This is a genomic window from Daejeonella sp. (genome assembly GCF_044348475.1).
Lineage (GTDB): Bacteria > Bacteroidota > Bacteroidia > Sphingobacteriales > Sphingobacteriaceae > Daejeonella.
In genome coordinates this window covers 1-26704 of sequence record NZ_JBIKSU010000001.1, presented here as the reverse complement: position 1 = coordinate 26704, position 26704 = coordinate 1, and the positions used below count along the sequence as shown (strand labels likewise).

The 26704-nt window shown below is 35.6% G+C and carries 20 protein-coding genes and 1 pseudogene; 13 read left to right on the top strand and 8 right to left on the bottom strand.

Features of this window, described 5'->3' with window-relative positions; all coding sequences use genetic code 11:
* Window positions 1–678: 678 nt before the first annotated feature.
* Both ACIQZ6_RS00105 and ACIQZ6_RS00100 read right to left on the bottom strand, forming a co-directional pair.
* Complete coding sequence (locus ACIQZ6_RS00105) at window positions 679–1653, bottom strand: bifunctional heptose 7-phosphate kinase/heptose 1-phosphate adenyltransferase (RefSeq protein WP_395806972.1); 975 nt, start codon at window positions 1651–1653, stop codon at window positions 679–681.
* A 56-nt stretch (window positions 1654–1709) separates the two neighbouring features.
* Window positions 1710–2906, bottom strand: a pseudogene (locus tag ACIQZ6_RS00100) (pyridoxal phosphate-dependent aminotransferase).
* A 126-nt stretch (window positions 2907–3032) separates the two neighbouring features.
* On the opposite strand from ACIQZ6_RS00100, the gene ACIQZ6_RS00095 reads away from it, so the two are divergent.
* From ACIQZ6_RS00095 to ACIQZ6_RS00080, 4 genes are read left to right on the top strand one after another with little or no spacing between them, the layout of a single operon-like run.
* A complete protein-coding gene (locus tag ACIQZ6_RS00095) occupies window positions 3033–4016 on the top strand; it encodes a cation diffusion facilitator family transporter (protein WP_395806970.1) in 984 nt (327 codons plus the stop codon).
* On the top strand, window positions 4009–4461 hold the full coding sequence (locus ACIQZ6_RS00090) for an NUDIX domain-containing protein (RefSeq protein WP_395806968.1): 453 nt from the start codon (window positions 4009–4011) through the stop codon (window positions 4459–4461). Before ACIQZ6_RS00095 ends, ACIQZ6_RS00090 begins: the two co-directional genes overlap by 8 nt.
* Window positions 4443–5717 (top strand): adenosylmethionine--8-amino-7-oxononanoate transaminase, encoded by a 1275-nt coding sequence (gene bioA, locus ACIQZ6_RS00085; RefSeq protein WP_395806966.1) that lies wholly within the window; start codon window positions 4443–4445, stop codon window positions 5715–5717. The genes ACIQZ6_RS00090 and bioA overlap by 19 nt, the downstream gene beginning before the upstream one ends.
* A 2-nt stretch (window positions 5718–5719) precedes the next feature.
* Window positions 5720–6334 carry a hypothetical protein gene (locus tag ACIQZ6_RS00080; RefSeq protein ID WP_395806964.1) on the top strand — a complete coding sequence of 205 codons (615 nt, stop codon included), beginning with the start codon at window positions 5720–5722 and terminating at the stop codon, window positions 6332–6334.
* Here the strand turns inward: ACIQZ6_RS00080 and ACIQZ6_RS00075 are convergent.
* From ACIQZ6_RS00075 to ACIQZ6_RS00065, 3 genes are all read right to left on the bottom strand, one after another.
* Window positions 6328–8190, bottom strand: coding sequence for an LTA synthase family protein (locus tag ACIQZ6_RS00075; protein ID WP_395806962.1), 1863 nt, complete (start codon window positions 8188–8190; stop codon window positions 6328–6330). The two genes, ACIQZ6_RS00080 and ACIQZ6_RS00075, sit on opposite strands and share 7 nt — an antisense overlap.
* 61 nt (window positions 8191–8251) lie before the next feature.
* Complete coding sequence (locus ACIQZ6_RS00070) at window positions 8252–8584, bottom strand: hypothetical protein (RefSeq protein ID WP_395806960.1); 333 nt, start codon at window positions 8582–8584, stop codon at window positions 8252–8254.
* Window positions 8585–8602: 18 nt separating this feature from the next.
* Complete coding sequence (locus ACIQZ6_RS00065; protein ID WP_395806958.1) at window positions 8603–8935, bottom strand: hypothetical protein; 333 nt, start codon at window positions 8933–8935, stop codon at window positions 8603–8605.
* 110 nt (window positions 8936–9045) lie between these two features.
* On the opposite strand from ACIQZ6_RS00065, the gene ACIQZ6_RS00060 reads away from it, so the two are divergent.
* Genes ACIQZ6_RS00060 through ACIQZ6_RS00050 form a run of 3 tightly spaced genes read left to right on the top strand, consistent with a single transcriptional unit; the run spans window position 9046 to window position 13983 of the window.
* Window positions 9046–9840, top strand: coding sequence for a hypothetical protein (locus ACIQZ6_RS00060; RefSeq protein ID WP_395806956.1), 795 nt, complete (start codon window positions 9046–9048; stop codon window positions 9838–9840).
* A complete protein-coding gene (locus tag ACIQZ6_RS00055) occupies window positions 9800–11881 on the top strand; it encodes a hypothetical protein (protein ID WP_395806954.1) in 2082 nt (693 codons plus the stop codon). Before ACIQZ6_RS00060 ends, ACIQZ6_RS00055 begins: the two co-directional genes overlap by 41 nt.
* Window positions 11882–11883: 2 nt before the next feature.
* Window positions 11884–13983, top strand: coding sequence for a ComEC/Rec2 family competence protein (locus ACIQZ6_RS00050; RefSeq protein WP_395806952.1), 2100 nt, complete (start codon window positions 11884–11886; stop codon window positions 13981–13983).
* A 49-nt stretch (window positions 13984–14032) separates the two neighbouring features.
* Here ACIQZ6_RS00050 and ACIQZ6_RS00045 read toward each other — a convergent pair whose 3' ends face one another.
* A complete protein-coding gene (locus ACIQZ6_RS00045; RefSeq protein WP_395806950.1) occupies window positions 14033–14368 on the bottom strand; it encodes a MerR family transcriptional regulator in 336 nt (111 codons plus the stop codon).
* 215 nt (window positions 14369–14583) lie between these two features.
* On the opposite strand from ACIQZ6_RS00045, the gene alaS reads away from it, so the two are divergent.
* The 5 genes from alaS to ACIQZ6_RS00020 all read left to right on the top strand — a co-directional run bounded on the left by alaS (window position 14584) and on the right by ACIQZ6_RS00020 (window position 22116).
* The gene (alaS, locus tag ACIQZ6_RS00040; protein WP_395806948.1) at window positions 14584–17223 is read left to right on the top strand and encodes an alanine--tRNA ligase; all 2640 of its coding nucleotides are present in this window, start codon (window positions 14584–14586) and stop codon (window positions 17221–17223) included.
* Window positions 17224–17639: 416 nt separating this feature from the next.
* Complete coding sequence (gatB, locus tag ACIQZ6_RS00035; RefSeq protein WP_395806946.1) at window positions 17640–19112, top strand: Asp-tRNA(Asn)/Glu-tRNA(Gln) amidotransferase subunit GatB; 1473 nt, start codon at window positions 17640–17642, stop codon at window positions 19110–19112.
* Window positions 19109–20203, top strand: coding sequence for a peroxiredoxin family protein (locus ACIQZ6_RS00030; protein WP_395806944.1), 1095 nt, complete (start codon window positions 19109–19111; stop codon window positions 20201–20203). Before gatB ends, ACIQZ6_RS00030 begins: the two co-directional genes overlap by 4 nt.
* A gap of 100 nt (window positions 20204–20303) precedes the next feature.
* Window positions 20304–20996: a response regulator transcription factor gene (locus tag ACIQZ6_RS00025; protein WP_395806942.1), complete on the top strand. Its 693-nt coding sequence runs from the start codon at window positions 20304–20306 to the stop codon at window positions 20994–20996.
* Window positions 20997–21396: 400 nt separating this feature from the next.
* Window positions 21397–22116: an RluA family pseudouridine synthase gene (locus tag ACIQZ6_RS00020; protein ID WP_395806940.1), complete on the top strand. Its 720-nt coding sequence runs from the start codon at window positions 21397–21399 to the stop codon at window positions 22114–22116.
* Here the strand turns inward: ACIQZ6_RS00020 and ACIQZ6_RS00015 are convergent.
* The gene (locus ACIQZ6_RS00015) at window positions 22113–22652 is read right to left on the bottom strand and encodes a DUF695 domain-containing protein (protein ID WP_395806938.1); all 540 of its coding nucleotides are present in this window, start codon (window positions 22650–22652) and stop codon (window positions 22113–22115) included. The two genes, ACIQZ6_RS00020 and ACIQZ6_RS00015, sit on opposite strands and share 4 nt — an antisense overlap.
* Window positions 22653–22732: 80 nt before the next feature.
* Complete coding sequence (locus tag ACIQZ6_RS00010; protein ID WP_395806936.1) at window positions 22733–24115, bottom strand: arginine decarboxylase; 1383 nt, start codon at window positions 24113–24115, stop codon at window positions 22733–22735.
* A gap of 320 nt (window positions 24116–24435) precedes the next feature.
* Between ACIQZ6_RS00010 and argS the strand changes: the two genes are divergently transcribed.
* The gene (gene argS, locus ACIQZ6_RS00005) at window positions 24436–26226 is read left to right on the top strand and encodes an arginine--tRNA ligase (RefSeq protein ID WP_395806934.1); all 1791 of its coding nucleotides are present in this window, start codon (window positions 24436–24438) and stop codon (window positions 26224–26226) included.
* Window positions 26227–26704 lie beyond the last annotated feature (478 nt).

The following is a 26704-nucleotide window of genomic DNA, read 5'->3' as shown; positions in this document are numbered from 1 at the left end:
ATTTTCAATTAGCACTAAACAGTCTTTGCTCTTGGTTCTTGGCTCTTGGTTCCAATTTCACTTTTACTGATGTAGGAGGTGTGAAAAAAGCAGAAAATTTCAATTAGCACTAAACAGTCTTTGTTCTTGGTTCTTGGCTCTTGGTTCCAATTTCAGTTGTCTGAGGTATGAGGTATGAGGTCTGAAAAAAGCAGAAATTTTCAATTAGCAAGTAAACAGTCTTTGCTCTTGGTTCTTGGCTCCAATTTCAGTTGTCTGAGGTATTAGGTAGGAGGTCTGAAAAAAGCAGAAATTTTCAATTAGCAGTAAACAGTCTTTGCTCTTGGTTCTTGGCTCTTGGTTCCAATTTCAGTTGTCTGAGGTATGAGGTAGGAGGTATGAAAAAAGTAGAAAATTTCAATTAGCACTAAACAGTCTTTGCTCTTGGTTCTTGGTTCTTGGTTCCAATTTCAGTTGTCTGAGGTATGAGGTAGGAGGTCTGAAAAAAGCAGAAATTTTCAATTAGCAGTAAACAGTCTTTACTCTTGGTTCTTGGCTCTTGGTTCCAATTTCACTTTTACTGATCTAGGAGGTCTGAAAAAAGCAGAAATTTTCAATTAGCAGTAAACAGTCTTTGTTCTTTGTTCTTGGTTCTTGGCTCTCGGTTCTTGGCTCCAATTTAATGTACTTACCAACCAATTACAAATCATCAACCTCTCTCAGCAATCTAGCTTTGTCAATGGGAACTACACCAACATGTTCGCAAACTAATCCTCCCGCTAGATTTGCAATTTCGGCAGTTTCAAATTCATTTAAGCCTGCTGCCAAACATAGTGCTGTAGTAGCTATAACGGTGTCTCCAGCGCCAGAAACATCTGCTATATCGCGCTTATGTGCAGGTATGTGCTTATTCCCACTTACTGAACTAACATAAACTCCATTTTCAGAAAGGGTTAGCATAACAGTCTTTGCACCGAGTTGTTTCTTTAATCTTTCTACTGCCTGCTCAATCTGATCTATATTCAAAGGATCAATGTCAATTTTAAGCCCTTCTCTTAATTCTTTTAAGTTTGGTTTAAAAAGTTGAACTTCTTTATAGGCATGGAAATTTCTTTTTTTAGGATCAACTACGGTGATAATTCCTATTTCTTTGGCCAGCTTTACAGTTTTATCGATGAGCTCTTCTGTAATTAGCCCTTTATCATAATCTTCAAAGATAATTGCATCAATTCTGTGATCAGCAATGATTTGTTTTATCTTATTCAAAACGAGTTGGGTGTTAGAACTAGATAGATTACGTTCAGTTTCAGCATCAACTCTTGCTATTTGCTGATTATGGGCAATAATTCTAGTCTTGACCGTAGTTGGCCTTGTTTTTATTTTTATAATTCCCTCATTAGAAAGTCTCTGAGCCTTTAATAAAGAAAGAAAATTATCGCCATCTGAATCATCGCCTATTACAGCGCAAATGTAAGGACATGCTCCAAGCGACTGAATATTTAAAGCCACGTTTGCGGCTCCTCCTAAGCGGTTTTCTTTTTTTGTTACTCTTACTACCGGAACAGGTGCTTCAGGCGAAATACGTTCTATTTTACCCCATATATAGCTATCAATCATTACATCCCCGATTATTAGAACATTCAAGGAATTGAACTTTTCGAAGATGTTAGTCATTTAGCTTTGATAAGTTTAATAACCGGGTATTTAGCCCGGTATTTAAGAAAAATTCTTTATTTTAAAGCTACTAAAGCCTCTTTTATACGCTTAATAGCTTCGATCAATTTTACATTAGCAGCTGCGTATGAAATACGGATCGAATTTGGATCACCAAATGAATCACCACTAACTGTGGCAACATGACCGGTATTTAATAAGTAAAGCGAAAGGTCTTCAGCATTTTTGATAAGTTCACCTGCTGGGGTAGTTTTGCCAAAAAATGAACTCACTTCAGGAAAGAAATAAAATGCGCCTCCGGGTAAATTAACTTTTAATCCCGGAATTTCTTTCAGTAAACCATAAACAAGATCACGACGTTCTTTGAATACTTTTTTCATCTCCAGTATGGTGGCTAATCCACCTTCGTATGCTGCTATTCCCGCCATTTGCGTAATTGAGCAGGTTCCCGAGGTAATTTGACTCTGAAGTTTATCGCAGGCCGAAGCTATTGCTTTACTGCTAGCAGAATAACCAATACGCCATCCAGTCATCGCATAAGCCTTCGATAGCCCGTTGATGATAATTACACGGTCTTTAATTGAAGCAAATTGCGCAATAGATTCATGGTCGTTCAGGAAGTTAATGTGCTCGTATATCTCATCAGAAATAATAAAGATATTCGGATACTTTTCAAAAACTTTCACAAGTGAAGCGAGTTCTTCACGGGTATATACACTTCCTGTAGGGTTATTTGGAGATGAAAACATGAATAACTTAGTTTTCGGTGTAATCGCTGCTTCAAGCTCTTCTGCAGTAATTTTAAAATCACTTTCTTAGGTAGCATGGATAAACACTGATTCTCCTTCAGCAAGCTTTACGAGTTCTGAGTAAGAAACCCAATATGGAGTGGGTATAATCACCTCTTCGCCCGGATTCACAAGGCAAAGTATGGCATTGGCCAGCGATTGTTTGGCTCCAGTAGAAACAACGATTTGATCGAAGTCATAATCGAGGTTATTTTCCCGTTTTAGCTTTGCAGCAATTGCTTTACGAAGTTCTGGATATCCCGGAACTGGCGTATAATAAGAATAATTCTTGTCGATAGCCTGTTTGGCTGCTTCTTTAACAAAATCAGGTGTGAAAAAATCAGTTTCGCCTAAACTTAAGCTGATAACATCTACTCCTTTTGCTGCTAATTCCCGGCCCATTTTTGCCATTTTAATAGTGGCTGACTCGGATAGATTTTCAATACGGTTTGATAATGTGCTCATAATTAACGCAAATATAGAAACATGACCTGCCAAAGCAAAAATTAAAGAACATTCCACCTAAATTTTATGATTTTTTGATAAATGCTCTTTTGTAATGTCTAAATTTGAGCTAAATACGGTTCAGATTTGCAAACTCAAAAAAAGGTCATTTTACTTTCTCTTATTGTTGGGGTATTGCTGATGCTTGCCAAGTTTACCGCCTATTTAATTACTTCTTCTAATTCCATTTTAACAGATGCGGCTGAAAGTATTGTCAATATCCTGGCCAGTCTTTTTGCATTTTATAGTATTTATGTTGCTGCTCAGCCAAAAGATTTAAATCATCCATACGGTCATGGGAAAGTTGAATTTTTTTCCGTGTTTATAGAAGGTGCCCTTATTATTATAGCTGGAATTTTAATCAGTTTTAAATCTATTTATAATTTATTTTATCCTCATCAGATTAGCGAATTGATCATTGGAACGCTAATTATAGGTATTTCAGGTTTAATTAATTATGCTCTAGGCTATTATTTGATTGATCAAAGTAAAAAGCATAACTCACTAACATTAAATGCAGATGGCAAGCATCTTCAAACAGATGCCTATACCAGTGCAGGTTTGGTTATTGGACTCATGCTCATTTATTTTACTGGGTTAAATTACCTCGATAGTATTTTGTCGATTTCCATTGGTGTTTTCATTGTGTATAGTGGTTATAAATTGGTCCGGAAATCGGTTTCAGGGTTAATGGATGAATCTGATTTTGATACAAGTGATGAAATCATTGCTATATTAAATACACATCGAAAAGATTCTTGGATTGATATGCATAATCTACGTACACAACGCTATGGGCCTGATATTCATATTGATTGTCATCTCACGCTACCTTATTATTTTGATCTGAATAAAGTACATGAGGAGGTCTCGGAAGTAGACAAGCTGGTTAATTACAAGGCCAATTCGAGAACAGAATTTTTTATACATGCAGATCCATGTATGCCCGAATGTTGCCATTACTGCAGAATGCTTGAATGCAATGTTAGATCAGAATCTAAAAATATTGATATTGCCTGGACTATTGAAAATGTAACTAAAAATCAAAAACATTTTACGCGGGATGTATAAATTTAATTTACGTGTTTATGGCCTTCTGTTTAATGAACAGAACCAAATATTAATTAGCGATGAAGAAGAATACGGATTTCAGTTCAGTAAATTTCCGGGTGGCGGACTTGAATATGGAGAAGGTCTTATTGATGGTTTAAAAAGAGAGTTTATTGAGGAGTGCAATGCCGAAATTGAAGTTTTAGAGCACTTTTACACCACAGATTTTTTTATTCAGTCTGTATTCAATGATAGTCAGGTGATTAGTGTCTATTATCTTGTTAAGCCCGTTTCAGTTTTGGATTTAGATTTCAAAGAACTTCCTTTTGATTTTCAAGCTCAGGGGGATATCTTACAGGCCTTTAGGTGGAAAGGGATTCATGAGTTGTCTGATCAGGAGCTTGCCTTCCCTACAGATCAGCGAGTTTTAAATTTATTAAAAGAAAAATGGCCAATAAATCTTTAGCAGAACGTGATCAGGATCTGATCTGGCATCCTTATACACAAATGCAAAATGCACCTTTACCAATTCCTATCGTTAGAGGTGAAGGTATTTTTCTGATTGCAGAAGATGGTAAAAAGTATATTGATGCGATATCTTCTTGGTGGGTGAATATTCATGGTCACGCTCATCCTTACATTGCTAAGAAAGTTTCTGAACAACTTAGCACTCTTGAGCATGTAATATTTGCTGGTTTTACACATCCGGGTGCAATTGAACTGGCTGAACGATTGATTAGTATTTTGCCTGCTAGCCAGCAGAAGGTTTTTTATTCTGATAATGGATCAACTGCAGTAGAAGTTGCGCTAAAAATGTGCTTTCAGTACTGGAGCAACCAGGGTAAAGAAAAACCCAAAGTTCTAGCATTTAATAACTCTTATCATGGAGATACCTTCGGTGCTATGGCTGTTAGTGCCAGAAGTGCTTTTACAAAACCTTTTGAAAAATTACTATTCGAGGTCGAATTCTTAGACCTTCCGGATTCTAATAATTTGAATAAGCTTAAATCACAAATTTCAGCATCTGCTTCTGAGGTGTCTGCATTTATTTTTGAGCCTCTTGTTCAGGGGGCAGGTGGGATGCAGATGTATGAAGCTGAATATCTTGATGAATTAATAAAACATTGCAAAAATAACGGGATCCTTACTATTGCAGACGAAGTAATGACCGGATTTGGTCGCACTGGTAAATTGTTTGCTTCTGATCACCTATCTGAAAAGGCAGATCTGATGTGTTTTTCAAAGGGGCTTACCGGTGGTACTATGGCTTTAGGAGTTACAACCTGCACGTCAATTATTTATGAAGCCTTTCTGTCTGACAATAAATTAAAGACCTTATTTCATGGTCATTCATTTACTGCAAATCCAATTGCATGTGCTGCTGCACTGGCCAGTATGGATATACTGCTTGAGAGTGAAACACTAAAGAATATTCAACGGATTACAGCAAGCCACCAGGTTTTCAATAAACGAATTAGTATGCATCCTAAAGTAAAATGCATCCGGCAAACCGGTACTATTCTGGCTTTGGAATGGGAAACAAGTGGTGAAACATCCTATTTTAACAATTTAAGAGATAACCTATATAATTTCTTCCTAGGACATGGTATTATTCTGCGTCCACTTGGAAATATTATTTACATAATGCCCCCGTATTGCATTACAAATGAACAACTCGATTATATTTACAAAAAAATTGAAGAGGCGCTTGAGCGATTTTAAAAATGAATTTTAGTCAATTACTTTCAGAGATAGTTTCTGATCATGATAAACATGCACGTTGGTTAAATACCCTTTCCTTAATGGAAAACTCCGGAGCTCGAAAGATCTCTGCCAGCGAACACAAAAAAGATGTGACCCTTATCATTTTAAAACATGCTGCAGAAGAGCATAGGCATGCCTATTACCTTAAAAAGCAGATTTCTAAATTGAGTGAGGATGCTTGTCCCACGTATGCTGATCACTATCTACTTGCCAGTTCGAGTAGCAGATATTATCTAAATATTTTGGATGTTTTTGTTTGCAAATATTTAAAAACCATGCTTCATTTAAGTGGCAATGAACTCAAATTTGCAGCATATCTGTTGGTAACCTATGCAATTGAAGTACGTGCCGATGAGTTGTATCCTTTATATCAGGAGGTTTTGGATAAGGCAGGTAGTAAAGTTAATGTCAAATCTATTATTCTTGAAGAGGAGGGGCATCTTGAAGAAATGCTTGTGCAACTAAAGAATTTCTCTCCCAACTGGCAGAAGCATGCCGACAAAGCAGTTGAATTTGAGACCAAATTATTTAATGACTGGATAAAATCGTTAGAAAAAGAGATTGAATATCAATAATCTAGATATTGCTGATAAACCTCCTGCATATATGCCTTGCCGTTTTTAAGCAATTCATTATCAATTTTAGCATTAGGGGAGTTCTTTCTGAGAATAATGTTTTTACCGACATTGTCGAAAGATATTGTTTGGTTTTCAGTTGCAAAACCGAAGCCATTATCCCAATTAAAAAAACTGAAACTCTGAGTGCCCGGATTCAGCAAATCTTTACTCCACTGATATCGAATAGGATCGATGCTTAGCTGGTTTAATAATGTAGCAACCAGGTCTGTTTGATTTCCTATTTTACTAATTCTTGTTCCTCTAAATTCTGGCTTGATCATATTGCCAAAAAACAATAGAGGAATTCGATACCTTTTTGGATGATACTCTTCCAAATTTGCGGGTAAGCGGTGGCTATGATCTGAAAGAATTACAAATAATGTATTCTTATACCAAGGTTTTTTCTTGGCTTCTTTCAAATAGGCACCTAAACAAGAATCTGTATAAAAAGTAGTGCTCCTGAACTTATTTTCTAAATTATCGCCTGGAAAATGGTTTTTAACGGGTAGTTCAAAAGGCTCATGATTTGTTAAGGTCAGAATAGTGGAAAAGAATGGTTGTTTGACAGTATCCATGTCTTTCATTTGTTTACTAAATACCTTCTCATCATAGGTGCCCCATTTCGAATTCATGTCTTTCGATAAAAATGAATGTTTATCGACCAGTGTTTTGTAGCCATGACTTAAAATATAGGACTTAATATTAAAGAACTCGCTTTCTCCACCATAGTAAAAAGAGGTTGAATAAGCGTTCAATGCCAGTTCTTGAGCAATACCAGGAAGTTTTTCATGCTTGGCATTTTGCTTAATAATACTTCGGATAGCCTGCGAAGGGAATCCGCTTATTGTTGCCGTTATTCCCTTGTCGGTACGGCCCGAAGCAGCATAAACCTGTTCAAAAAGAATACCCTCAGCTGCTAAATTATCTATGTTGGGGGTCACGCCTTGTTCTCCGCCAAGACTACCTACTAGCTCTGCACTAAAACTTTCAAGTACAATAAGTACAATGTTTGGCCGCTCAGATTTTAAAACTTTGACAGTTGGTTGCGAGGGTTTCTTAAATAATGAGGATACAATTTTTTTCGCCTCATCTTTTTTATAGTATTTATATGGATTCTCATTGTCAAATTTATTATTGATAACATCTTGAATAAGATTCCATTGAGTATTAACTGAAGCATGGTTTAATACGATGTTGTTTGAAAAATAGGCCATGCTTTGGTTGATTGGACTTAGCTGCCAACCCCCTCTTATTGCAAGAAATAATGTACTTAAAACTAAAAAACTGATTGTCAGTTTAATTCCCAATGATTTTGTACGATCGGCAATTTTATATAGAATGAATTTTGAACTGATGTAAACAGAGCACATCAAGTAAGCAAATAATATGCTAAACAGAAAGATTAATGGAGAGGATGAAATTGAGGCAATTGCTTCTTTTGGAGAATTAATTGCCAGGTCGACTGCCCTATAATTTATTTTTGAACCCCACTCTCTGTAAAGATTGAGGTTACTGATTGCAATAGTTGAAAATAGTGCAACAAAGAAAATTACATATGATTTAGCTATTATTTTGGGAATCTTGACAGAAGGCAGAAAAAGTAGAATGACATAAAAAATAGCAGGCAGTACAGAAATATAGGCGGCCATTGAGATATCAAGTCTCAAAGCACGCCAAAACGTACTGAGTATTTCAGTAGTTTGTAGGTATGATATTCTTTCTGAAAAATAAATTAGAAATATAAGTCTTTCAAGAAAGAAGAATACGATCCAGAACAGAAAAAACCGACCAAAAACAATAAAGCTTTTTAACATCAGTGCAAGTTATAAAAAACACTGTATGTTAAAAAGCTTTAATCTTAATGTTAAGTTTGTGTTACCTGCCTCCTTGCATTTGCATCAGCTGATCCATACTAATCTCTTCAAAATCTTTTGATGCAGAAAATGAACCAGCAGGTACAGTGCCGGCTTTGATTTCTTTTACAATAGCTTTTACACTTAAGCCATTCATGAACGAAACGAATTCAACTGGGAAACCAAAGTTTTTATCGAAAAAGCGGCTTAATGCATTTTGAGTTACTTCCACATCCTTTGTAAACCATGCTTCGAAATTCTGATTTGATTTCTTCTCGTTAACTTCATGCTTTAAAACATTAAATCCGGCAATGCTTTTAGTTTCTGTACTAGCTTTCAAAGTTAATTCGGGCATATTTGCCTGCATTTTTTCTTAATCAGCTGGAGTAAACAATACAGAAAACTTTTTACCCATCATGGGTATGTTTAACAATAGACGTTCATATTCTTTATTTACATTCAGAATATTTGTACTACTATACATTGCAGATTCAGTTTTTAAACTTGAAGAGTCTCCTTTGAAATAAACGGTTATTTCTTTTGGGAAACTACTGGCCATAGCCTGCATTTGTTCAGGTAATTTCCATTCAACGGTATAAATAATAGTACCCTCATTTATTTTACCTGTGTTTGCAGAATTGCTTGACTGGGCATAAATTACTGTTGCTGAAAACAACAGTACAAAACTTAAAATGATTCTCTTCATATCTTAAATAATTGATCTCACAAATAGACGGATTATTCCGGATATTGTTACTTATGACCGTTTAATAATTTCATTTGAGCTTTTCTTGCCGGGAAAGTAATTTCATTCAAATGAAATGTATTTGCTTGATTCTTATTTTGTTCCAAACCGAATTAATTGCTCAGATAAGTCCGGGGCCAAGGTCTATATCTATGGGGTCGGCCGGAGTTGCTTTAAAAGGCGTATGGTCATTACAGCATAATTCTGCGGGCATTGCTGAAATTCGGAGGCCAATATTTGCTTTAGGATATCAGCGTCATTTTTCTGACCAAGATTTAAGTACTCAAAAAGCTGTTTTTGCTATCCCATTTAAGCAGCATGTTTTTGGATTGAGTATTCATCGTTATGGCCTTAGTGAATATTCAGATCAAACAACAGGAATTGCCTATACCAGAAATTTTTCAGGTGCTTTGGCACTCTCAATTATGATTAACTATCATCAGCTAAGTATCCACAAATATGGTGAATCACGCGCTGTAAGTGTGGATGCTGGCATGCAATATCGAATCAACGACAAATTTTGGATCGGAACGCATATTTCAAATCCGTCAAATAGTAAGTTTCACGATCTTTTAGGTTCAACTATTCCCCTAAGTATTTCTGTAGGTGTTTCTTTTGAATTTAGTGATAAAGTATTACTAGTTAGTGATATACGGAAGGTATTAACTGCTAAGATTGATACAAAACTAGGCCTTGAATATCGAATGATCAAGTGGTTTGCCTTTAGGGGAGGAATGTCTGCAAACCCATTTAAGCAATATGCAGGCTTTGGTATTCAGTATCATCGGTTCGCCTTAGATGTAGCAATTTCTTCACATCCAAATCTTGGCTATTCACCTAATCTGGCGTTCAGTTATGAATTTTAATGGAAAATACCTCGGATTTATTCTTTTACTAATAAGCATTGACCCTGCTATTGCATATGCTCAAGACGACGATATTGATATCATTGCAAAGATTCTGGATATTCTTTCGCCTGATCTAGGCGAGGATCAGGATTATTCAGATATAGCCGAGCGGTTAACTTATTATAGGAAACATCCAATTGACCTTAATAATGCAACCAAAGACCAGTTGAAAGAGCTGATTTTTTTGAGCCCAATTCAAATTAATGAAATTCTTAATCATAGTCTTGAAAATGGTCCATTTATTGATGTTTTTGAACTTCAAAGTATCGGCAGCCTCGACATTGAATCTGTCAACTTGCTCATGAAATTTGTCAAGGTAACATTGCCTCCACCTTTTAAAGATGTGACGTTCAAAAAGCTTGTTCAGAAAGCAGACCATGATCTTATGATTAGAATCGGAAAAATACTTGAAAAACAAGCAGGATTTTCAAAACTAGGCAATGCAATGGAGGCCAACTATCAGGGTTCTGCATGGAGAATTTTAACCCGTTACCGATATAATTTTTCGAATACTTTGGCCGCATCACTTAATATGGAAAAAGATGCCGGCGAGCAATTTTTTGATAGCAGTAAAAACAAAGGATTTGATTTTTATTCAGGGAATATATCATTTAGAGGAAGTGGTATAGTTAAGAAATTGCTTATCGGTGATTATGCGCTGCAATTTGGCCAGGGTTTAGTGATGTGGTCGGGCTCGGGTTTTGGTAAGGGTTCCGGAATAAGTACCATTGCCAAACAGGATTTTGGTTTAAAGCCCTACAGTTCGGTTAATGAGTCTATTTTTTTAAGAGGTGCCTCGGGTACGTTTAAGTTTAGAAAACTTTCTTTCACTCCTTTTTTTTCAAAGAAAAACTTAGACGCCAGTTTGACGGATCAGGGAAAAGAAGTGAATACAATCAATATGAGTGGTCTTCACCGTACAAAAAGTGAAATTGATACTAAATCCCAACTATTATCCACTTTATATGGAGCACATGTTCAATTTAATAGCAAAAGCTTAAACATTGGATTTACTTCTTATCAAACCCAGTTTAGTCTTCCTTTTAGTATTGGGAAATCACTATATGAACAATTCGATTTTAAAGGAAACTTGCTGACGAATCTTGGATTAAATTATGATTATAGCCATAGAAACACCTATTTTTTTGGTGAGGTGGCACATAGCAAAAATGGTGGAACTGCATCGATAAATGGAATCATGAGTAGCCTGTCTCCCAGAGTTTCTCTGGTACTTATGCATCGCAGGTATGCTAAGAATTATCATTCATTTTTTAATCAGTCAGTTTCTGAAGCTTCAAATGCAGTAAATGAAAGTGGATTTTATTCCGCCCTGTCACTCAAGTTTGATTCTAAATGGGATCTATTTACATATTCCGACTTTTTCAGGTTTCCATGGTTGAAATTTAGGGTTAATGCTCCTTCATCTGGCTACGAACTATTTGCTCAGCTAAACTACAGGATGAATAAGAAACTGAGCTTAAGCAGTCGCTTTAAACAGCAGCTAAGAGAAGAAAACTCAGAGAGTATCCTTGCCGATTCTGGTTTAGAAACGGTGGATAAGCAAAATTATCGTATTGAGATTAGATATAGCATTGATGATCGTTTTAGCTTTAGAAACCGTATTGAAATGGTACGCTATCAAAAGGGAAACTCAAAATTTGAACTTGGATTTTTAAATTATCAGGATATTATTTACAAGCCAATGAGCTCAAGGCTTTCAGGGAATATACGATTTGGAATTTTTGATACGGAGAGTTTTAATTCGAGGATATATGCCTATGAAAATGATGTTTTGTATGCTTATTCGGTTCCTGCTTATCAAGGTAAGGGTGTCCGGTTTTATCTCAATGCTAGGTATACCCTAACTAGAGGTTTTGATCTATGGCTAAGATATTCATTAACAAGCTATTATGATCAAAATACAGTGGGTAGTGGAGATGATAAAATCAATGGAAATAAAAGGTCGGATGCAAGACTGCAAATTCGCTATCAATTTTAAGTATGTTTTTTAGTGGGGAGGTGCCGTTTGTACGATTGTTATTCCCCCTAATCATTGGAATTTTAGTTGCATATACTTTTGCTAATCCCTTGATTTATTCATTGAGATTTGGTCTGATAATTTTGCTTTTTGGGTCTTTTTTGATCGGATTATTGGCTTACAAAAAATATAACTTGTTTAGATGGAGATGGCTTTTTGGTTTACTCATTCATTTTTGCCTTATACTATTAGCCTACGAACTTACGATTCATTTTTCTGGACAGTTTGACCCGAGCCATTTTAGTAAATTAAAATCTAAAACTCTGTTTGTTAAAATAATCAATGAACCAAAATCATCAACCGGAATTGTTCGATTTGAGTCTGAAGTTATAGCGGTTTATTCAAATAAACGTATTCAAAACACTAATGGCAAGCTATTAATTGCCATGAAGCTTGATCCTTTAGATGCAATTGAAGTTAATTATGGAGATATATTTCTAATCCCAGCTAATTATCAAGAAGTAGAACCATCGTATAATCCGGGTGAATTTGATTTCAAATCTTATTTAAATAACAAGCAGATCTATTTTCAAATTTTTATTCAAGCAGATCAGGCTAAACGTGTTTTCCAAAATACTGGCCATCCATTCATCTCATTTGCTCTTAAATTAAGGAAAGATCTGGTAAAAAAGTTCAACAGGTATATGCCTGATCGGGAGGCCTCTTCAATGGCAGCAACTCTGATTCTGGGCTACCGCGCTGATCTTAATAAAGATATTATAGAGGCTTATTCAAAAACCGGTACAATGCATGTACTTTCAGTATCAGGAATGCATGTAGGAATTGTATTTCTTGTCTTGTCTTTTTTGCTTAAACCAATGAGCAGCAGTAAAAAATTAATTGTACTCAGAGCCATTATCATTATTGCAGTAATTTGGTTTTACGCTTTGCTTACCGGATTCTCACCATCCGTTTGCAGATCTGCACTCATGCTAAGTTTTGTGGTGTTGGGAAAGGCAATGAATAAAAATCAGAATACCTACAATTTAATTGCGATCTCTGCATTTTTTTTGCTTTTGTATGATCCATATTACTTGTTTGATGTTGGTTTTCAACTGTCCTATCTGGCAGTTATTGGGTTGGTATATTTCCATCCAATAATTTTCGATGTATTTTATATTAAAAATAAATTATTGGAACCTATCTGGAGCTATTGTGCTTTATCAATTGCAGCACAATTAGCTACCTTTCCACTTAGTATTTACTATTTCCATCAATTCCCAATTTACTTTCTACTAAGCAATTTGCTCATCGTGTTGCCTGTTGCTTTCATCATGTATGCAGGAATTTCTTTTTTAATCATCCCATACCCCTTAATTATACAGCCTCTTGGTAGATTTCTAAACTGGCTAATCAATTTTACAAATGACATTTTATACAAAATTGAACAACTGCCATTTTCAGCTATGGAAGGCATTTGGATTAGTACTTTTGAGTACATGCTGATTAGTTCATTGCTTATTTTATTCGTATTCTGGCAATTATTTAGAAATAAAATCATCATCTGGCTATCAATATTTAGCGGTATTTTACTTGTTTCCAGTCTGTCTATAAAATCAATTGGAAATTATAATAGGCATGAATTGATCTTTTTTAGTCTTCGTAAGAATACAGCAATAGCTTATTTATTTAAAGGGCAAAGTATTGTTATTACTGATGTAAAGCCTTCTGATAAACTAAATGCATTTTCAATAAAGCCTTCAATTTCAATGCGTGGTATTGAAGAAAGTCTTGTTTTTGATCCTGAACAACAATTTTCAGGAACTAACTACTGGTCTGATTCTGATTTTATGCAATTCGGTAATTTCAGGATACTTAGGTGGCGAAATGACTTTAATAAGTTTATTCCCAACAAGAAAATAGGCGTTGATTTGCTGCTTATAAGTAAAGGCTCGGTACAGAAATTGCGCTATATTAGAGAGGTGGTTAACTTTAAATCTGTCATTATAGATTCATCTAATCCGCAGTATAAAATAGAGGCCTGGCTAAAGGAAGCCAAAAGTTTAAAAATTAGTTGTATTTCATTAAAGAAAGTTCCGGCATATATTGTTAAGCTAGACTAATTTGTTTTTAAAATAAAACAGATGGTATAGTAGGGGCTTACACGTATAATTAAAGCTTTTCTTTTACTTCGAGTAGAAAATGTTTTAGTCGTTCTAATGAGTCAATTACCTTTTGATTCTCTTTAACTTCGTCTTTATTACTGCGAAGATGATCTTTTGCACCTTGAAGGGTATATCCTTTATCTTTTACAAGACTAAAGATGATCCTTAAATTTTCCACATCATCAGGACTAAACAGACGGTTGCCCTTTTTATTTTTTTTGGGTTGAAGAATTTCAAATTCTCGCTCATAATAACGGATCTGAGAAGCGTTCACATCAAACATTTGGGTTACTTCGCCCATAGTATAGTACAACTTTGTGATTTCTCGATCTTTGTATGGCATAGCCTTGTTTTTCTTTGTAAAAATAATACTATTTGATCATTTAACAACAGAAGTAAACTACCAAAACCTTTTTTCTACCTTGAAACATTAAAAAATTAATCATTTTGCTAAAATGAGCCATGTTTAATGAATATGAATTTTGTATCCAAATATTCTTATATTCTCCACACACAAATCCGCATCAATATTTATATTTGCAGAATAGCTAATCAAGGATGACTACCAAAGAAATAAGACAGAGTTTTTTAGATTTTTTTGCCAATAAAGGGCATCAGGTAGTTTCATCGGCACCTATTGTGGTGAAAGACGATCCTACATTGATGTTTACCAATGCGGGTATGAATCAGTTTAAAGATCTTTTTCTGGGCGAAGCCGCAATTAAGTATTCCAGGGTTGCAGATACACAGCGTTGTTTACGGGTATCTGGCAAGCATAATGATCTTGAAGAGGTTGGTATTGATACCTATCATCATACCATGTTTGAGATGCTTGGTAATTGGAGCTTCGGTGATTATTTTAAAAAAGAAGCCATTGCTTGGAGCTGGGAACTTTTGACTGAAGTTTATAAAATTCCAAAAGATCAGCTATATGTAAGTGTATTTCAAGGTGATGAAAAGGAGGGCCTCCCTAAAGATGAGGAAGCACTTGAAATTTGGAAGCACTATATTTCTGAGGATCGAATTCTTCTTGGCAATAAAAAAGACAATTTCTGGGAAATGGGTGAAATTGGCCCTTGCGGACCATGTTCTGAAATCCATGTGGATATGCGACCAGAAGCTGAACGCAAAAGAGTAAATGGAAGTACACTGGTTAATCAGGATGATCCGCAAGTGATTGAGGTCTGGAATAATGTATTTATGCAATACAACAGACTCAAAAATGGTTCTCTTGAAAAGCTTCCAAATCAGCATGTTGATACAGGTATGGGATTGGAGCGATTAGTGCGGGTGATCCAAAATAAAACATCAAATTATGACACAGATGTATTTCAGCCACTGATCCAGTATATTTCAGAGCAATCGAACACTCCTTATCATGGCAATTCAGTTCCTGGCGAAGAGGGTTGGGGTTCTGCCGTTGCCATGCGAGTTATGTCTGATCATATTCGTGCTATTTGTTTTTGCATTGCCGATGGAACACTTCCTTCAAATAACAAGGCTGGTTATGTGGTTCGTCGAATACTCAGAAGAGCAGTGAGGTATGCCTATACTTTCCTTAATCTAAAAGAGCCATTTTTAAATAAACTTGTTCCAATACTAGCAGATCAGTTTGATGGTGTGTTTTCTGAACTTAAAAAACAACAGGATTTTGTTCAAAAGGTTGTTCTTGAAGAAGAAATGTCATTTTTAAGAACCTTATCTACAGGAATTCAACGTTTTGAACGTTTTGAAACAACAGATAAACTAATCAAGGGCGACTTTGCTTTTGAGTTATATGACACTTTTGGGTTTCCAATTGACCTGACCGAGCTTATGGCAAGGGAAAAAGGTTGGACAGTGGATATGGAGGGGTTTGAAATTGAACTTCAGCAGCAAAAACAGCGTTCACGTGCAGCCACAGCAATTGATACCGGCGACTGGATCATCGTAACTGAAGGAGATGAAATTGAATTTGTAGGATACGATTACCTGGAAAGCGATTGTAATATCCTTAGATATCGCCAGGTAACTGCAAAAGGTAAGGATCAGTTTCAGGTAGTTTTGAACCGTACCCCATTTTATGCAGAGAGTGGCGGTCAAGCAGGCGATACCGGTAAGATTGAAGATCATACCGGATTGTTTGAATACGAAATAAGGGATACAAAAAAAGAAAACGGACTGATTATTCATTACTTGGATCAGATTCCGGATAACCCTTCAGGGACATTTAGGGCTATAGTAGATCCGATAAACAGGATTGCTACAGAAAATAATCATTCGGCTACACATTTGCTTCATGCAGCTTTAAAACAAGTTTTGGGTTTGCATGTGAATCAAAAAGGCTCTCTCGTAAATGGAGATTATCTTCGTTTTGACTTTTCTCATTTTTCAAAAGTTACAGATCAGGAGCTTGCAGCGATAGAAACTATTGTTAACCTAAAGATCCGTGAAAATATTAATTTAAAGGAAGAAAGAAATGTTCCATATCAGGATGCTATTAATTCTGGTGTTACTGCACTTTTTGGTGAAAAATATGGAGATTTTGTTCGCGTAATTACTTTTGACGATCATTTTTCAAAGGAGTTATGTGGTGGAACCCATGTAAAAGCCAGCGGGCAGATTGGTTATTTTAAAATACTTTCAGAAAGTGCAGTTGCTGCTGGCGTCAGAAGAATTGAAGCAATCACTGCTATAGCTGCAGAGAAATTTATTAATGGGCAGAATGAACAGATTAAAGGGCTTAAAGACTTGCTTAAAAATCCGAATGATATTTTAAAATCAGTTGAAAGCCTTTTAGAAGAAAATAATCGTTTAAAGAAGGAAATTGAAAAAACAGTTCTAGAGCGTTCGGCAGGTTTAAAACATGAACTTGTGAAAGATGTATTAAACATAGACGGGGTTAATTTTCTTGCTAAACAGGTTAACTTACCCACTGCAGATGCGGTAAAAAGCCTGGCATATGCTCTGAAAGATCTTTTAGATAATCTATTCCTTGTTTTAGCCAGCGAAATTGATGGAAAGCCAAGTTTGACGGTTATGGTTTCAGAAAATCTTGTCAAAGAAAGAGGTCTTAATGCAGGAACTATTGTTCGTGAACTTGCAAAAGAAATTCAGGGTGGCGGCGGCGGGCAACCGTTCTTTGCTACTGCAGGTGGAAAAGATAGTTCAGGCTTGGCAAATGCCTTAGATAAAGCAAAATTATTTCTGCTTAAATAAAATTGAGTGAGGTGATTATAAATTTGAATTGTTAAACTCAATTTATATGGATTAGTAATTTTTTTATCCATCGCTATTCTTGCCAATACTGCTATTTCCTTTATTCTCTTTTTTACCATCAATTGAATGTGAGCCAGATAAATTGCAGTTAAAATAGCTGTATTTTTGAATGGTAAGGTATACTAGCAGAGGTTGTTTGTTTTCATGCATTTTATACTGTCAAGCGTTCTACTCTAACAATACGTATTATGCTTGTTATTGCTGAACAATTAAAATTTGTACAATAACAGGTTGTAAGCAATGATTAGTACAATTAAGGTACCGGTAATAAAAATTGCTTATCCTAACGCATGGAATGCTCATTTATAATCAATTGCTTATCTTTGCAACAGAATTATTTCACCTATTAAGTTTTAATGACAATAATCCTGGACAGTTTAACTCAAAAATACCAACTTGTAGTTGGATTAGAGGTGCATGTTCAATTATCTACATCAAGTAAGATTTTTTCATCCGACTCTGCTGGTTTTGGAGCTGGCCCTAATGAGCATATTAGTCCGGTTAGCTTAGGTCTGCCTGGTACCTTGCCAAAACTTAATAAAAAAGTGGTGGAGTATGCCATTAAAATGGGGCTTGCAACCAATTGTCAGATTAATTCCAGTACCCACTTTGATCGCAAGAATTATTTTTACGCAGATCTTCCAAAAGGTTTTCAAACCACTCAAGATAGCCAGCCAATATGTACATCAGGATTTATTGATGTTCAAGCAGATGATCATTCTACCAGAAGAATCAGAATTCATCGAATACATATGGAGGATGATGCCGGAAAAAGTATGCATGATCAAGACGAGTTTGACTCTCTGATTGATCTTAACCGTGCAGGAGTTCCACTCATAGAGATTGTTTCTGAACCTGACATTCGCTCTGCCCATGAAGCTGCAGCCTATTTAAATGAAATCCGTAAACTGGTAAGATATCTTGATATCTGTGATGGCAACATGGAGGAGGGTAGTATACGATGTGATGCGAATATTTCAGTTAGACTAAGAGATGCCACAGAATATGGTAACAGATGCGAAGTAAAAAACTTGAATTCAATCAAGAATCTGCAAAGAGCAATTGATCATGAATTTATCAGACAAGCACAGCTTCTAGAAAAAGGAGAATACATAGAACAAAATACGCTAAATTTTGATGCTGAAACTGGCCATACGAGTCCGTTAAGAAGTAAAGAAACAGCCAATGATTATCGCTATTTTCCTGAACCAGATCTTCCACCACTTGTTATAGATGAAAAGTACATCGCTGAGCTTAAAAAATTAGTACCTGAACTTCCTGCGCAGAAGATAGAGCGATATATGTCTAAATTAGGTTTGTCTGAATATGATGCAATTTTGCTTTCATCTGAGAAAGAAATTGCAGCCTATTTTGATGAGCTTATAATCTTCAATAATCATTTTAAAGCATCAGCAAATTGGGTTGTAGGGCCATTGAGAACGCATCTTCATGAAACCGGAACACATGCAAAGGATTTTAAAGTTCAACCTAAGGTTCTATCAGAATTAATTGAGCTTATTGATGCTGGTAAATTAAACTACTCTGTTGCAGCCAATCAGGTTTTTCCTGAGTTGATCAAAAATCCATTGATATCTGCTGAAGATGCAGCAAATGCGCTGCAGGTTTTGATAGATACTGATGCTGATGATTTGAATTTACTTATTGAAGAAGTACTGAACAACTACCCCGATAAGGTGAAAGAATACCAAAATGGTAAAAAAGGCGTTTTAGGATTGTTTATGGGTGACCTTATGAAAAAAACAAAAGGTAAGATCAATCCTCAGATTGCCAGTAAGTTAGTAATAGAAAAATTAGAAAATAGTGCATGAAAAAAATAGTGATAATTGCCCTGCTTGGGCTTTTTATAAGTTCTTGTAAAAACAATGATGAATTAAGTATTGCAGGCAAAGTTGAAAATGCCGGAGATATTAAAAAGGTATTACTTTATGAGGCCGACCAATTGGTTGATTCTGCTTTTTTAAATGAAAGTAATGAGTTTAAATTTCGTAGAGTTACACCTGATCCTAATTTTTACACCCTTGTTATTGGCGAGAAAAATTTTCTTATTGTAGGCCAAAATGGTGATGCACTGGAGTTTAAATCTGATTATTCAGATTCCACAAATACGTATGATATTAAAGGTTCAGGCGATTCTGAAAAGATACGTGACTTTAATAAGTTGAGTAATGAATACGGGAAAATATACCAGAAGATTCAGGACGATTATGCAGCGCTTATCAATTCGAACCCTGCTTCAAAAGACTCAATATACAACGTTTTGATGCCTCAATTTCAGTCAAATGTGGATAAATTTTCTAAAGAAGCGTTTGAGTTTGTTCAAGCTAATAAAGATAATCTGGCCGGATTTTATGCAGCAGGCACTATTGATCAGAATAAGTATGAACAACAATTGATTGTATATGCCGAAGAGATTAAGTCTAAATTCGCTAAGAATGGTGCTGTACAATCATTTGTAACTAAAATGGAAGGCCTCAAGCCAGTATCGATTGGTCAATTTGCACCTGATTTTCAATTACCTGATCAAACAGGCAAAGAGTTTAAATTGTCTGATTTTAAAGGAAAATATATACTTCTTGATTTTTGGGCTTCTTGGTGCGCCCCCTGTCGTGATGAAAACCCTAATATTGTAAAGCAATACGAAAAGTTTAAAAGCAAGAACTTTATGGTACTTGGCGTTTCTTTAGATGATGATCGTGCTGCTTGGCTAAAGGCTATAAAAGATGATCAGTTGAACTGGCCACATCTATCAGAATTAAAACGATGGGATGGGAAAGTAACTTTGCAGTACAAAGTTGAAGGAATACCCGCTTCATTTATACTTGATCCGGAAGGAAAGATTATTGCAAAGAACCTAAGAGGTGTTGAATTAGAGCAATTTTTAAGTAAGACATTTAAATAAATTTTTAATTGTAAATTCGGTAAAAGTTTACAATTTGTTAATAAATGCTTAACGCAATGATGCAACTAAGAGGTTATTTTTACAAAAATTAATCCAATTTATGAGTACAACTAAGCATAAGATTCTGATTGTTGATGATGAACCTGATATACGGGAGCTTATTGAGTACAATTTAAAAAAGGAAGGCTATCAGGTATATACTGCTTCTAATGGCCAAGAAGGAGTTACTGAAGCCAAACGGGTATTGCCTGATCTCATTATACTTGATATCATGATGCCCAAAATGGATGGGATAGAAGCCTGCAGAATTCTTAGAACAATGAATGAGTTTAAGAATACATTCATGGTGTTTTTAACTGCAAGAAGTGAAGAATACTCAGAAATTGCTGGTTTTAATGTGGGTGCAGATGATTACATAGCTAAACCAATCAAGCCTCGTGCACTTACCAGCAGGATCAATGCTATTTTAAGACGTAATGTGCATTCTGAAGAAGCAGAAGTAGAAAATAAAGTTGAAATAGGCGATCTAATTATTGATCGTGAAGCATTTCTTGTATTCCGTAATGGTGAAAAAATTGTTCTTGCCAAAAAGGAATTTGAGTTACTCTATTTACTGGCATCTAAGCCTGGTAAAGTTTATACTCGTGATGTAATTCTGAAAAGTATTTGGGAAGATTCTGTTGTGGTAACTAACCGCACAATCGATGTTCATATCCGTAAACTTCGTGAAAAACTGGGTGACAACTATGTCAGTACAGTAAAAGGGGTGGGATATAAATTTGAGCTAAAGTAAGAAAGCGAGAAAGCGGAAAGCGAGAAAGCAGAAAGCTGAAAGCTGAAAGCGAGAAAGCAGAAAGTAAGAAAGAGCTTTTACCTTTAACCTTTTAGCTTTAGCCTCTTAGCTTTAAGCTTTAACCTTTTAGCTTTACCCTTTACCCTTTATCCTTTAAGCTTTACCCTTTTAGCTTTTTAAGCTTTAGCCTTTTACCTTTACCCTTTTAGCTTTTACCTTTAGCCTTTTAGCTTTAAGCTTTACCCTTTAAGCTTTAGCCTTTAAGCTTTAAGCTTTACCCTTTAAGCTTTAGCCTTTAAGCTTTAGCCTTTTAGCTTTAAGCTTTAAGCTTTTAGCTTTTAACTTTAACCTTCCTTAGTTCTTAAATTAAAGCCTAAATTTGCATTCTAATTTATAATGTGTGAAGTTTCCAATATTCGAGGATCTTATTCTTTTCGAGAACGATAATCTTATCGTTGTTAATAAACCAGCCTTTCTAAGCTCGCTCGACGACCGGGAAGGTGGAGATAATAATTTGCTAAGAATGGCCAAAAACTATGCTGATGATGCACAGATTTGCCACCGTTTAGACAGAGAAACTTCAGGGGCCTTAATCATTGCTAAAAATCCTGAAACCTATCGTCATGTTTCCATGCAATTTGAACACCGAAAAGTTAATAAGTTGTATCATGCCGTAATTAATGGGACTCATTCTTTTGAAGAACTTCATGTTGATTTGCCTATTTTGAACCTAGGAGCAAAGAACGTAGCAATAAACAAGCAGGAAGGTAAACCTGCAGAAACGGTGTTTAATTCAATTAAATTCTACAAACATTATACTTTAGTTGAGTGCAGGCCAATAACCGGAAGAATGCACCAAATAAGGATTCATTTGGCCTCGCAGAGAGCCAATATTGCAGGTGATGAAATGTATGGGGGTAAGCCAATTTACCTTTCCGAAATAAAAAGAGCATATCGTATAGGTAAAGATCAAGAAGAATTACCCATCATGAAGCGTTTTGCATTACATGCTCGTTGTATTAGTTTTAAGATTGATGAGCATACTGAAATGACTTTTGAAGCGCCATACCCTAAAGATTTTGCAACTTTAATCAAGTTGCTCGATAAGTTTGATTCTTAATTTTTTAGTGTAGAAGCTTCATAAAAAGAAGAAACAGCCTCCCAATTAGGGTCAGATTCAAGAGAAATAGACTCGATACGACTCTGTTTTTCCTTAATTCGTTCCAAAATTTCTATTGCCTTAGTTTGATCTTCGGGTTTGATGTAGAGAAGTATGTCACGATACCCACTCATTGTAGTTGTACCAACATAGCAGTAATTTCCTAAAATCTTACTTAATTCCTGTATGATTTCTGTTTGTAAGTTGTTGAAAATGAGGGCTTCTTTGTTTGTTGGATGTCCGTCTATATTTTTTTCTAAACTGTTCACCATGATGAAAAGTGACAATGAAAAAATAGATTTCTCTTTAAAATCAATATAACGATCATTAATTGAAGCTAGGCATGGTTTCCCATTTGCCTCGAATTTAAGCGTTGTGAAATTCTGATTGATAATAGGAGCTTCACTTTTTATAGTTTCTGACTCCAGTTTTTTATTTTGGGAACAAGATATTAATGGAAAAAAACAAAAGAGTAAGAAGTAATATTTCTGGATCATTTAATTACTATTTTCTTTGCTCAATTTATTCGATGTCATTCCTGGCTTCACCCATTTTTTATCTTGGGCGTGATCCGGGATTAATAACCCAATATCTTCAAAACCTGTTTACTATTCTGTTCTTCACCAAATACTTCAAAATTCGGAGTTTCATCCCTATTACGGCGAATGATCACATGCTTAGGAGACGGAAGTAGGCAATGATGAATACCGCCATAACCACTAAGAACCTCCTGGTAAGCGCCTGTATGAAAGAAGCCTAAATACTGAACTTTTCGGGTTTTAGGCATAAATACGTTGTTCATATGAGCTTCTTGGCTATAATAATCCTGACCATCGCAGGTAATTCCACCAAGATTTACACGCTCATATTCAGAATCCCAATTATTTATTGGTGCAAGAATATATTTTTGATTCAATGCCCAAACATCCGGAAGGTTGGTAATGAAAGAACCATCAAGCATTAGCCATTTTTCACGGTCATTCTGTTGCTTACGCCCTAGAACCTTGTAAAGAATACCTGAAGCTTCAGCAACTGTGTATTTACCGAATTCAGTAATAATATCAGGCTCCATGACATCGTGCTCTGCACAAATTTCTTTAATCCTTTTAACAATTTCATTGACCATGTATTCGTAATCAAAATCAAATGCTAAAGAATCTTTGAAAGGCATTCCTCCACCAATGTCAAGTGTGTCGAGATCAGGGTTTATTTTCTTGAACTTGCAATAAAGCGTAGCGTATTTTTCAAGCTCATTCCAATAGTAAGGAGTGTCAGAAATTCCTGAATTAATAAAGAAATGAAGTAATTTAACCTTGAAATTAGGATTTTGAGCTATTTTATGGTTGTAAAAATCAATAATATCTTCAATTCTAATTCCTAATCGAGAGGTATAGAATTGGGAGTCAGGTTGTTCTTCGGCAGCGATTCTTATCCCTAAACTACATGGAATATCTAATTCATCATCATAGATGTTAAACTCTTCCTTATTATCAAGAACGGGAATAATATTTTTAAACCCATCGTGAAGCATATCAATGATATATTGCTTGTATTGAAAAGTTTTAAATCCATTGCAAATAACTGTTATCTCCTTATTTAATGCACCTTTTTTCTCAAGCGCATCAATCATAGGCATATCGAATGCAGATGAAGTTTCTAAGTGGATGTCATTTCGCAGAGCTTCCTCTACAATATGCCTGAAGTGCGAGCTTTTAGTACAATAACAATATTTATAGCCACCTCTATAGTTGTTTTTAACAATAGCTGCCTGAAACAATAGTTTGGCTTGTTGTATCTTCTTACTGATGATAGGTAAGTAAGTGAATCTGAGTGGAGAACCATAGGTTTCGATCATCTCCATGAGGTTTAGGTCATGAAAATATAATTCATCATCTATGATATCAAAACCATCCTGAGGGAAGCCCACGCTTAAATCAAGAAACTCCGCGTAACTCTGCATTTTTTTATAATTTTGGCAAAGATATAAAAAGCATATAGCATAGAACATAATACATTGCTTAAAATTTTATGTTCTTATTAAAATTTGCTTGGTAAACAAAAAGGAATGTGTCTGAGCTTGAATTATTGAGGTTAATTCGAAGTTTGGTGCAGGAACACGAGGATCCAGTAGGGCAATTGATGTATAATGAAAATTTTGCTTTTTTGAGATGGTAGGAATTAATTCTACCTTATCAAAATAGAATTTAAAAGCAGAGCATGCATTTGATAGCTTGCTGTGCGATACAAATTCCTTATTAACGATTAAATTTACAGGGCTCAATGCCAATTAAAATGACAATAGAAAATACCATAGTTCAGCAAATCCAGAGAGCTGTTTCAGTACTTTACCAAACAGAAATAGCATCAGATAGTATTGTTATTCAGGAAACTCGAAAAGAATTTGAAGGTCAGGTTACTGCTGTGACCTTTCCATTTACCCGTTTTTCTAAAAAAACTCCTGAACAAACCGGAACTGAACTAGGGGAGTATCTAAAAGATAATGTTAAAGAAGTTGAAAACTTTAACGTGATCAAAGGATTTTTGAATTTGTCAATTGCTGATTTTTATTGGGTTGATGAGTTATTAACTACTATTCATAGTAGTTCATTTGGGCAATTTCCGCCTAACGGACAAAAAGTTATGGTGGAATATTCTTCACCAAACACGAATAAACCCCTTCATTTAGGTCATGTGCGTAATAATTTACTGGGTTACTCGGTTGCTGAAATCTTGTTGGCAAATGGATATGAAGTAACAAAGGTCAATCTGGTAAATGATCGTGGCATACATATTTGTAAGTCGATGCTGGCATGGCAACTGTTTGGAAATGGTGAAACGCCTGAAAGCAGCCAACTAAAAGGAGACCATCTAGTTGGTAAATATTATGTGATTTTTGATAAGGAATATAAAAAACAGATTGAAGCGCTGATCGATAAAGGGCTCACAGAAGATGAAGCAAAAAAGAATGCTCCGATTATAAAAGAAGCTCAGGAAATGCTTTTGAAATGGGAGGCTGGCGATAAGGAAGTTATAAAGCTTTGGAGCATGATGAATGGCTGGGTTTATTCCGGTTTTGAAGTTACTTATAAAATGCTAGGAGTAGATTTCAAGAAATACTATTATGAATCAGATACCTACCTTTTAGGGAAGGATACGATTCAGGAGGGGCTTGAAAAGGGAGTTTTTTTTAAAAAGGATGATGGATCAGTTTGGATAGATCTAACTGAAGATGGCCTGGATCAGAAACTTGTGCTTAGAGCAGATGGAACTTCTGTTTACATTACTCAGGATCTTGGAACTGCCCAATTGAAATATGACGACTTTAAAATGGATAAGTCTATCTATGTGGTAGGCAACGAACAGGATTATCATTTTAAAGTATTATTTCTTATTCTCCAGAAATTGGGTAAAACATGGGCACAAGGTTTATTCCACCTTTCTTATGGGATGGTTGATCTACCTTCTGGGAAAATGAAATCTAGGGAGGGGACAGTGGTTGATGCCGATGAGCTGATGGAAGATATGATCATTACTGCTCGAGACAGAACCGAGGAATTAGGAAAAGTTGAAGGATTCACCGAACAAGAGAAGAAAGACCTTTATAATATGATAGGACTAGGAGCTCTTAAATTTTTCTTGTTAAAGGTTGAGCCTAAAAAGCGTTTATTATTTGATCCGAATGAATCAATTGATTTTCAGGGCCATACGGGGCCATTTATTCAGTATACCCATGCAAGGATACGTTCAGTGATGGCAAAAGCTGAGTATAAAAATAAAATTTCCGATAACTATTCAACTATACTTACTGCTCTTGAAAAAGACCTGATTGTTAATTTGGCCAAATACCCTGATGTGATAGCTGCATCAGCTAAAGAATACAGTCCGGCACATATTGCAAATTATGTTTTTGAGTTAGCTAAATTATTCAATAAGTTCTATCATGAAGAAAGCATATTGAAGGCTGAAGATTTGGATGTTAGAAATTTCAGACTAGACCTTGCGGCTGCTACGGCCTCAACCATTAATAAAGGAATGAAATTATTGGGAATACAGGTACCTGATAGGATGTAGGAGGGAAATTTGGGTATTGAGTAGTGAGTATAGAGTATAGAGTATAGAGTATAGAGTAGTGAGTATAGCGTATTGAGATAGATCCTGCTTCATTTCATACAAGTATTTCATACCTCATACCTCAGATAACAGACAACAGATAACAGACAACAGACAACAGAAAATGGAACCAAGAGCCAGGAACCAAGAGCCAAGACTGTGTACTGCTAATTTGAGATTTACTGCTTTTTTCATACCTCAGACCTCATACCTCAGACAACAGATAACTGGAACCAAGAACCAAGAGCCAAGACTGTGTACTGCTAATTTGAGATTTACTGCTTTTTTCATACCTCATACCTCATACCTCAGACAACAGACAACAGAAAATGGAACCAAGAACCAGGAACCAAGAGCCAAGACTGTGTACTGCTAATTTGAGATTTACTGCTTTTTTCAAACCTCATACTTCATACCTCATACAACAGATAACTGGAAC

What these genes read in the sequence shown, in the direction of transcription:
- ACIQZ6_RS00105 (WP_395806972.1), bottom strand. Translation starts at nt 1,653, where the DNA reads ATGACTAACATCTTCGAAAAGTTCAATTCCTTGAATGTTCTAATAATC.
- ACIQZ6_RS00090 (WP_395806968.1), top strand. Translation starts at nt 4,009, where the DNA reads ATGTATAAATTTAATTTACGTGTTTATGGCCTTCTGTTTAATGAACAG.
- bioA (WP_395806966.1), top strand. Translation starts at nt 4,443, where the DNA reads ATGGCCAATAAATCTTTAGCAGAACGTGATCAGGATCTGATCTGGCAT.
- ACIQZ6_RS00080 (WP_395806964.1), top strand. Translation starts at nt 5,720, where the DNA reads ATGAATTTTAGTCAATTACTTTCAGAGATAGTTTCTGATCATGATAAA.
- ACIQZ6_RS00075 (WP_395806962.1), bottom strand. Translation starts at nt 8,190, where the DNA reads ATGTTAAAAAGCTTTATTGTTTTTGGTCGGTTTTTTCTGTTCTGGATC.
- ACIQZ6_RS00070 (WP_395806960.1), bottom strand. Translation starts at nt 8,584, where the DNA reads ATGCCCGAATTAACTTTGAAAGCTAGTACAGAAACTAAAAGCATTGCC.
- ACIQZ6_RS00065 (WP_395806958.1), bottom strand. Translation starts at nt 8,935, where the DNA reads ATGAAGAGAATCATTTTAAGTTTTGTACTGTTGTTTTCAGCAACAGTA.
- ACIQZ6_RS00060 (WP_395806956.1), top strand. Translation starts at nt 9,046, where the DNA reads ATGAAATGTATTTGCTTGATTCTTATTTTGTTCCAAACCGAATTAATT.
- ACIQZ6_RS00050 (WP_395806952.1), top strand. Translation starts at nt 11,884, where the DNA reads ATGTTTTTTAGTGGGGAGGTGCCGTTTGTACGATTGTTATTCCCCCTA.
- ACIQZ6_RS00045 (WP_395806950.1), bottom strand. Translation starts at nt 14,368, where the DNA reads ATGCCATACAAAGATCGAGAAATCACAAAGTTGTACTATACTATGGGC.
- alaS (WP_395806948.1), top strand. Translation starts at nt 14,584, where the DNA reads ATGACTACCAAAGAAATAAGACAGAGTTTTTTAGATTTTTTTGCCAAT.
- gatB (WP_395806946.1), top strand. Translation starts at nt 17,640, where the DNA reads ATGACAATAATCCTGGACAGTTTAACTCAAAAATACCAACTTGTAGTT.
- ACIQZ6_RS00030 (WP_395806944.1), top strand. Translation starts at nt 19,109, where the DNA reads ATGAAAAAAATAGTGATAATTGCCCTGCTTGGGCTTTTTATAAGTTCT.
- ACIQZ6_RS00025 (WP_395806942.1), top strand. Translation starts at nt 20,304, where the DNA reads ATGAGTACAACTAAGCATAAGATTCTGATTGTTGATGATGAACCTGAT.
- ACIQZ6_RS00015 (WP_395806938.1), bottom strand. Translation starts at nt 22,652, where the DNA reads ATGATCCAGAAATATTACTTCTTACTCTTTTGTTTTTTTCCATTAATA.
- ACIQZ6_RS00010 (WP_395806936.1), bottom strand. Translation starts at nt 24,115, where the DNA reads ATGCAGAGTTACGCGGAGTTTCTTGATTTAAGCGTGGGCTTCCCTCAG.
- argS (WP_395806934.1), top strand. Translation starts at nt 24,436, where the DNA reads ATGCCAATTAAAATGACAATAGAAAATACCATAGTTCAGCAAATCCAG.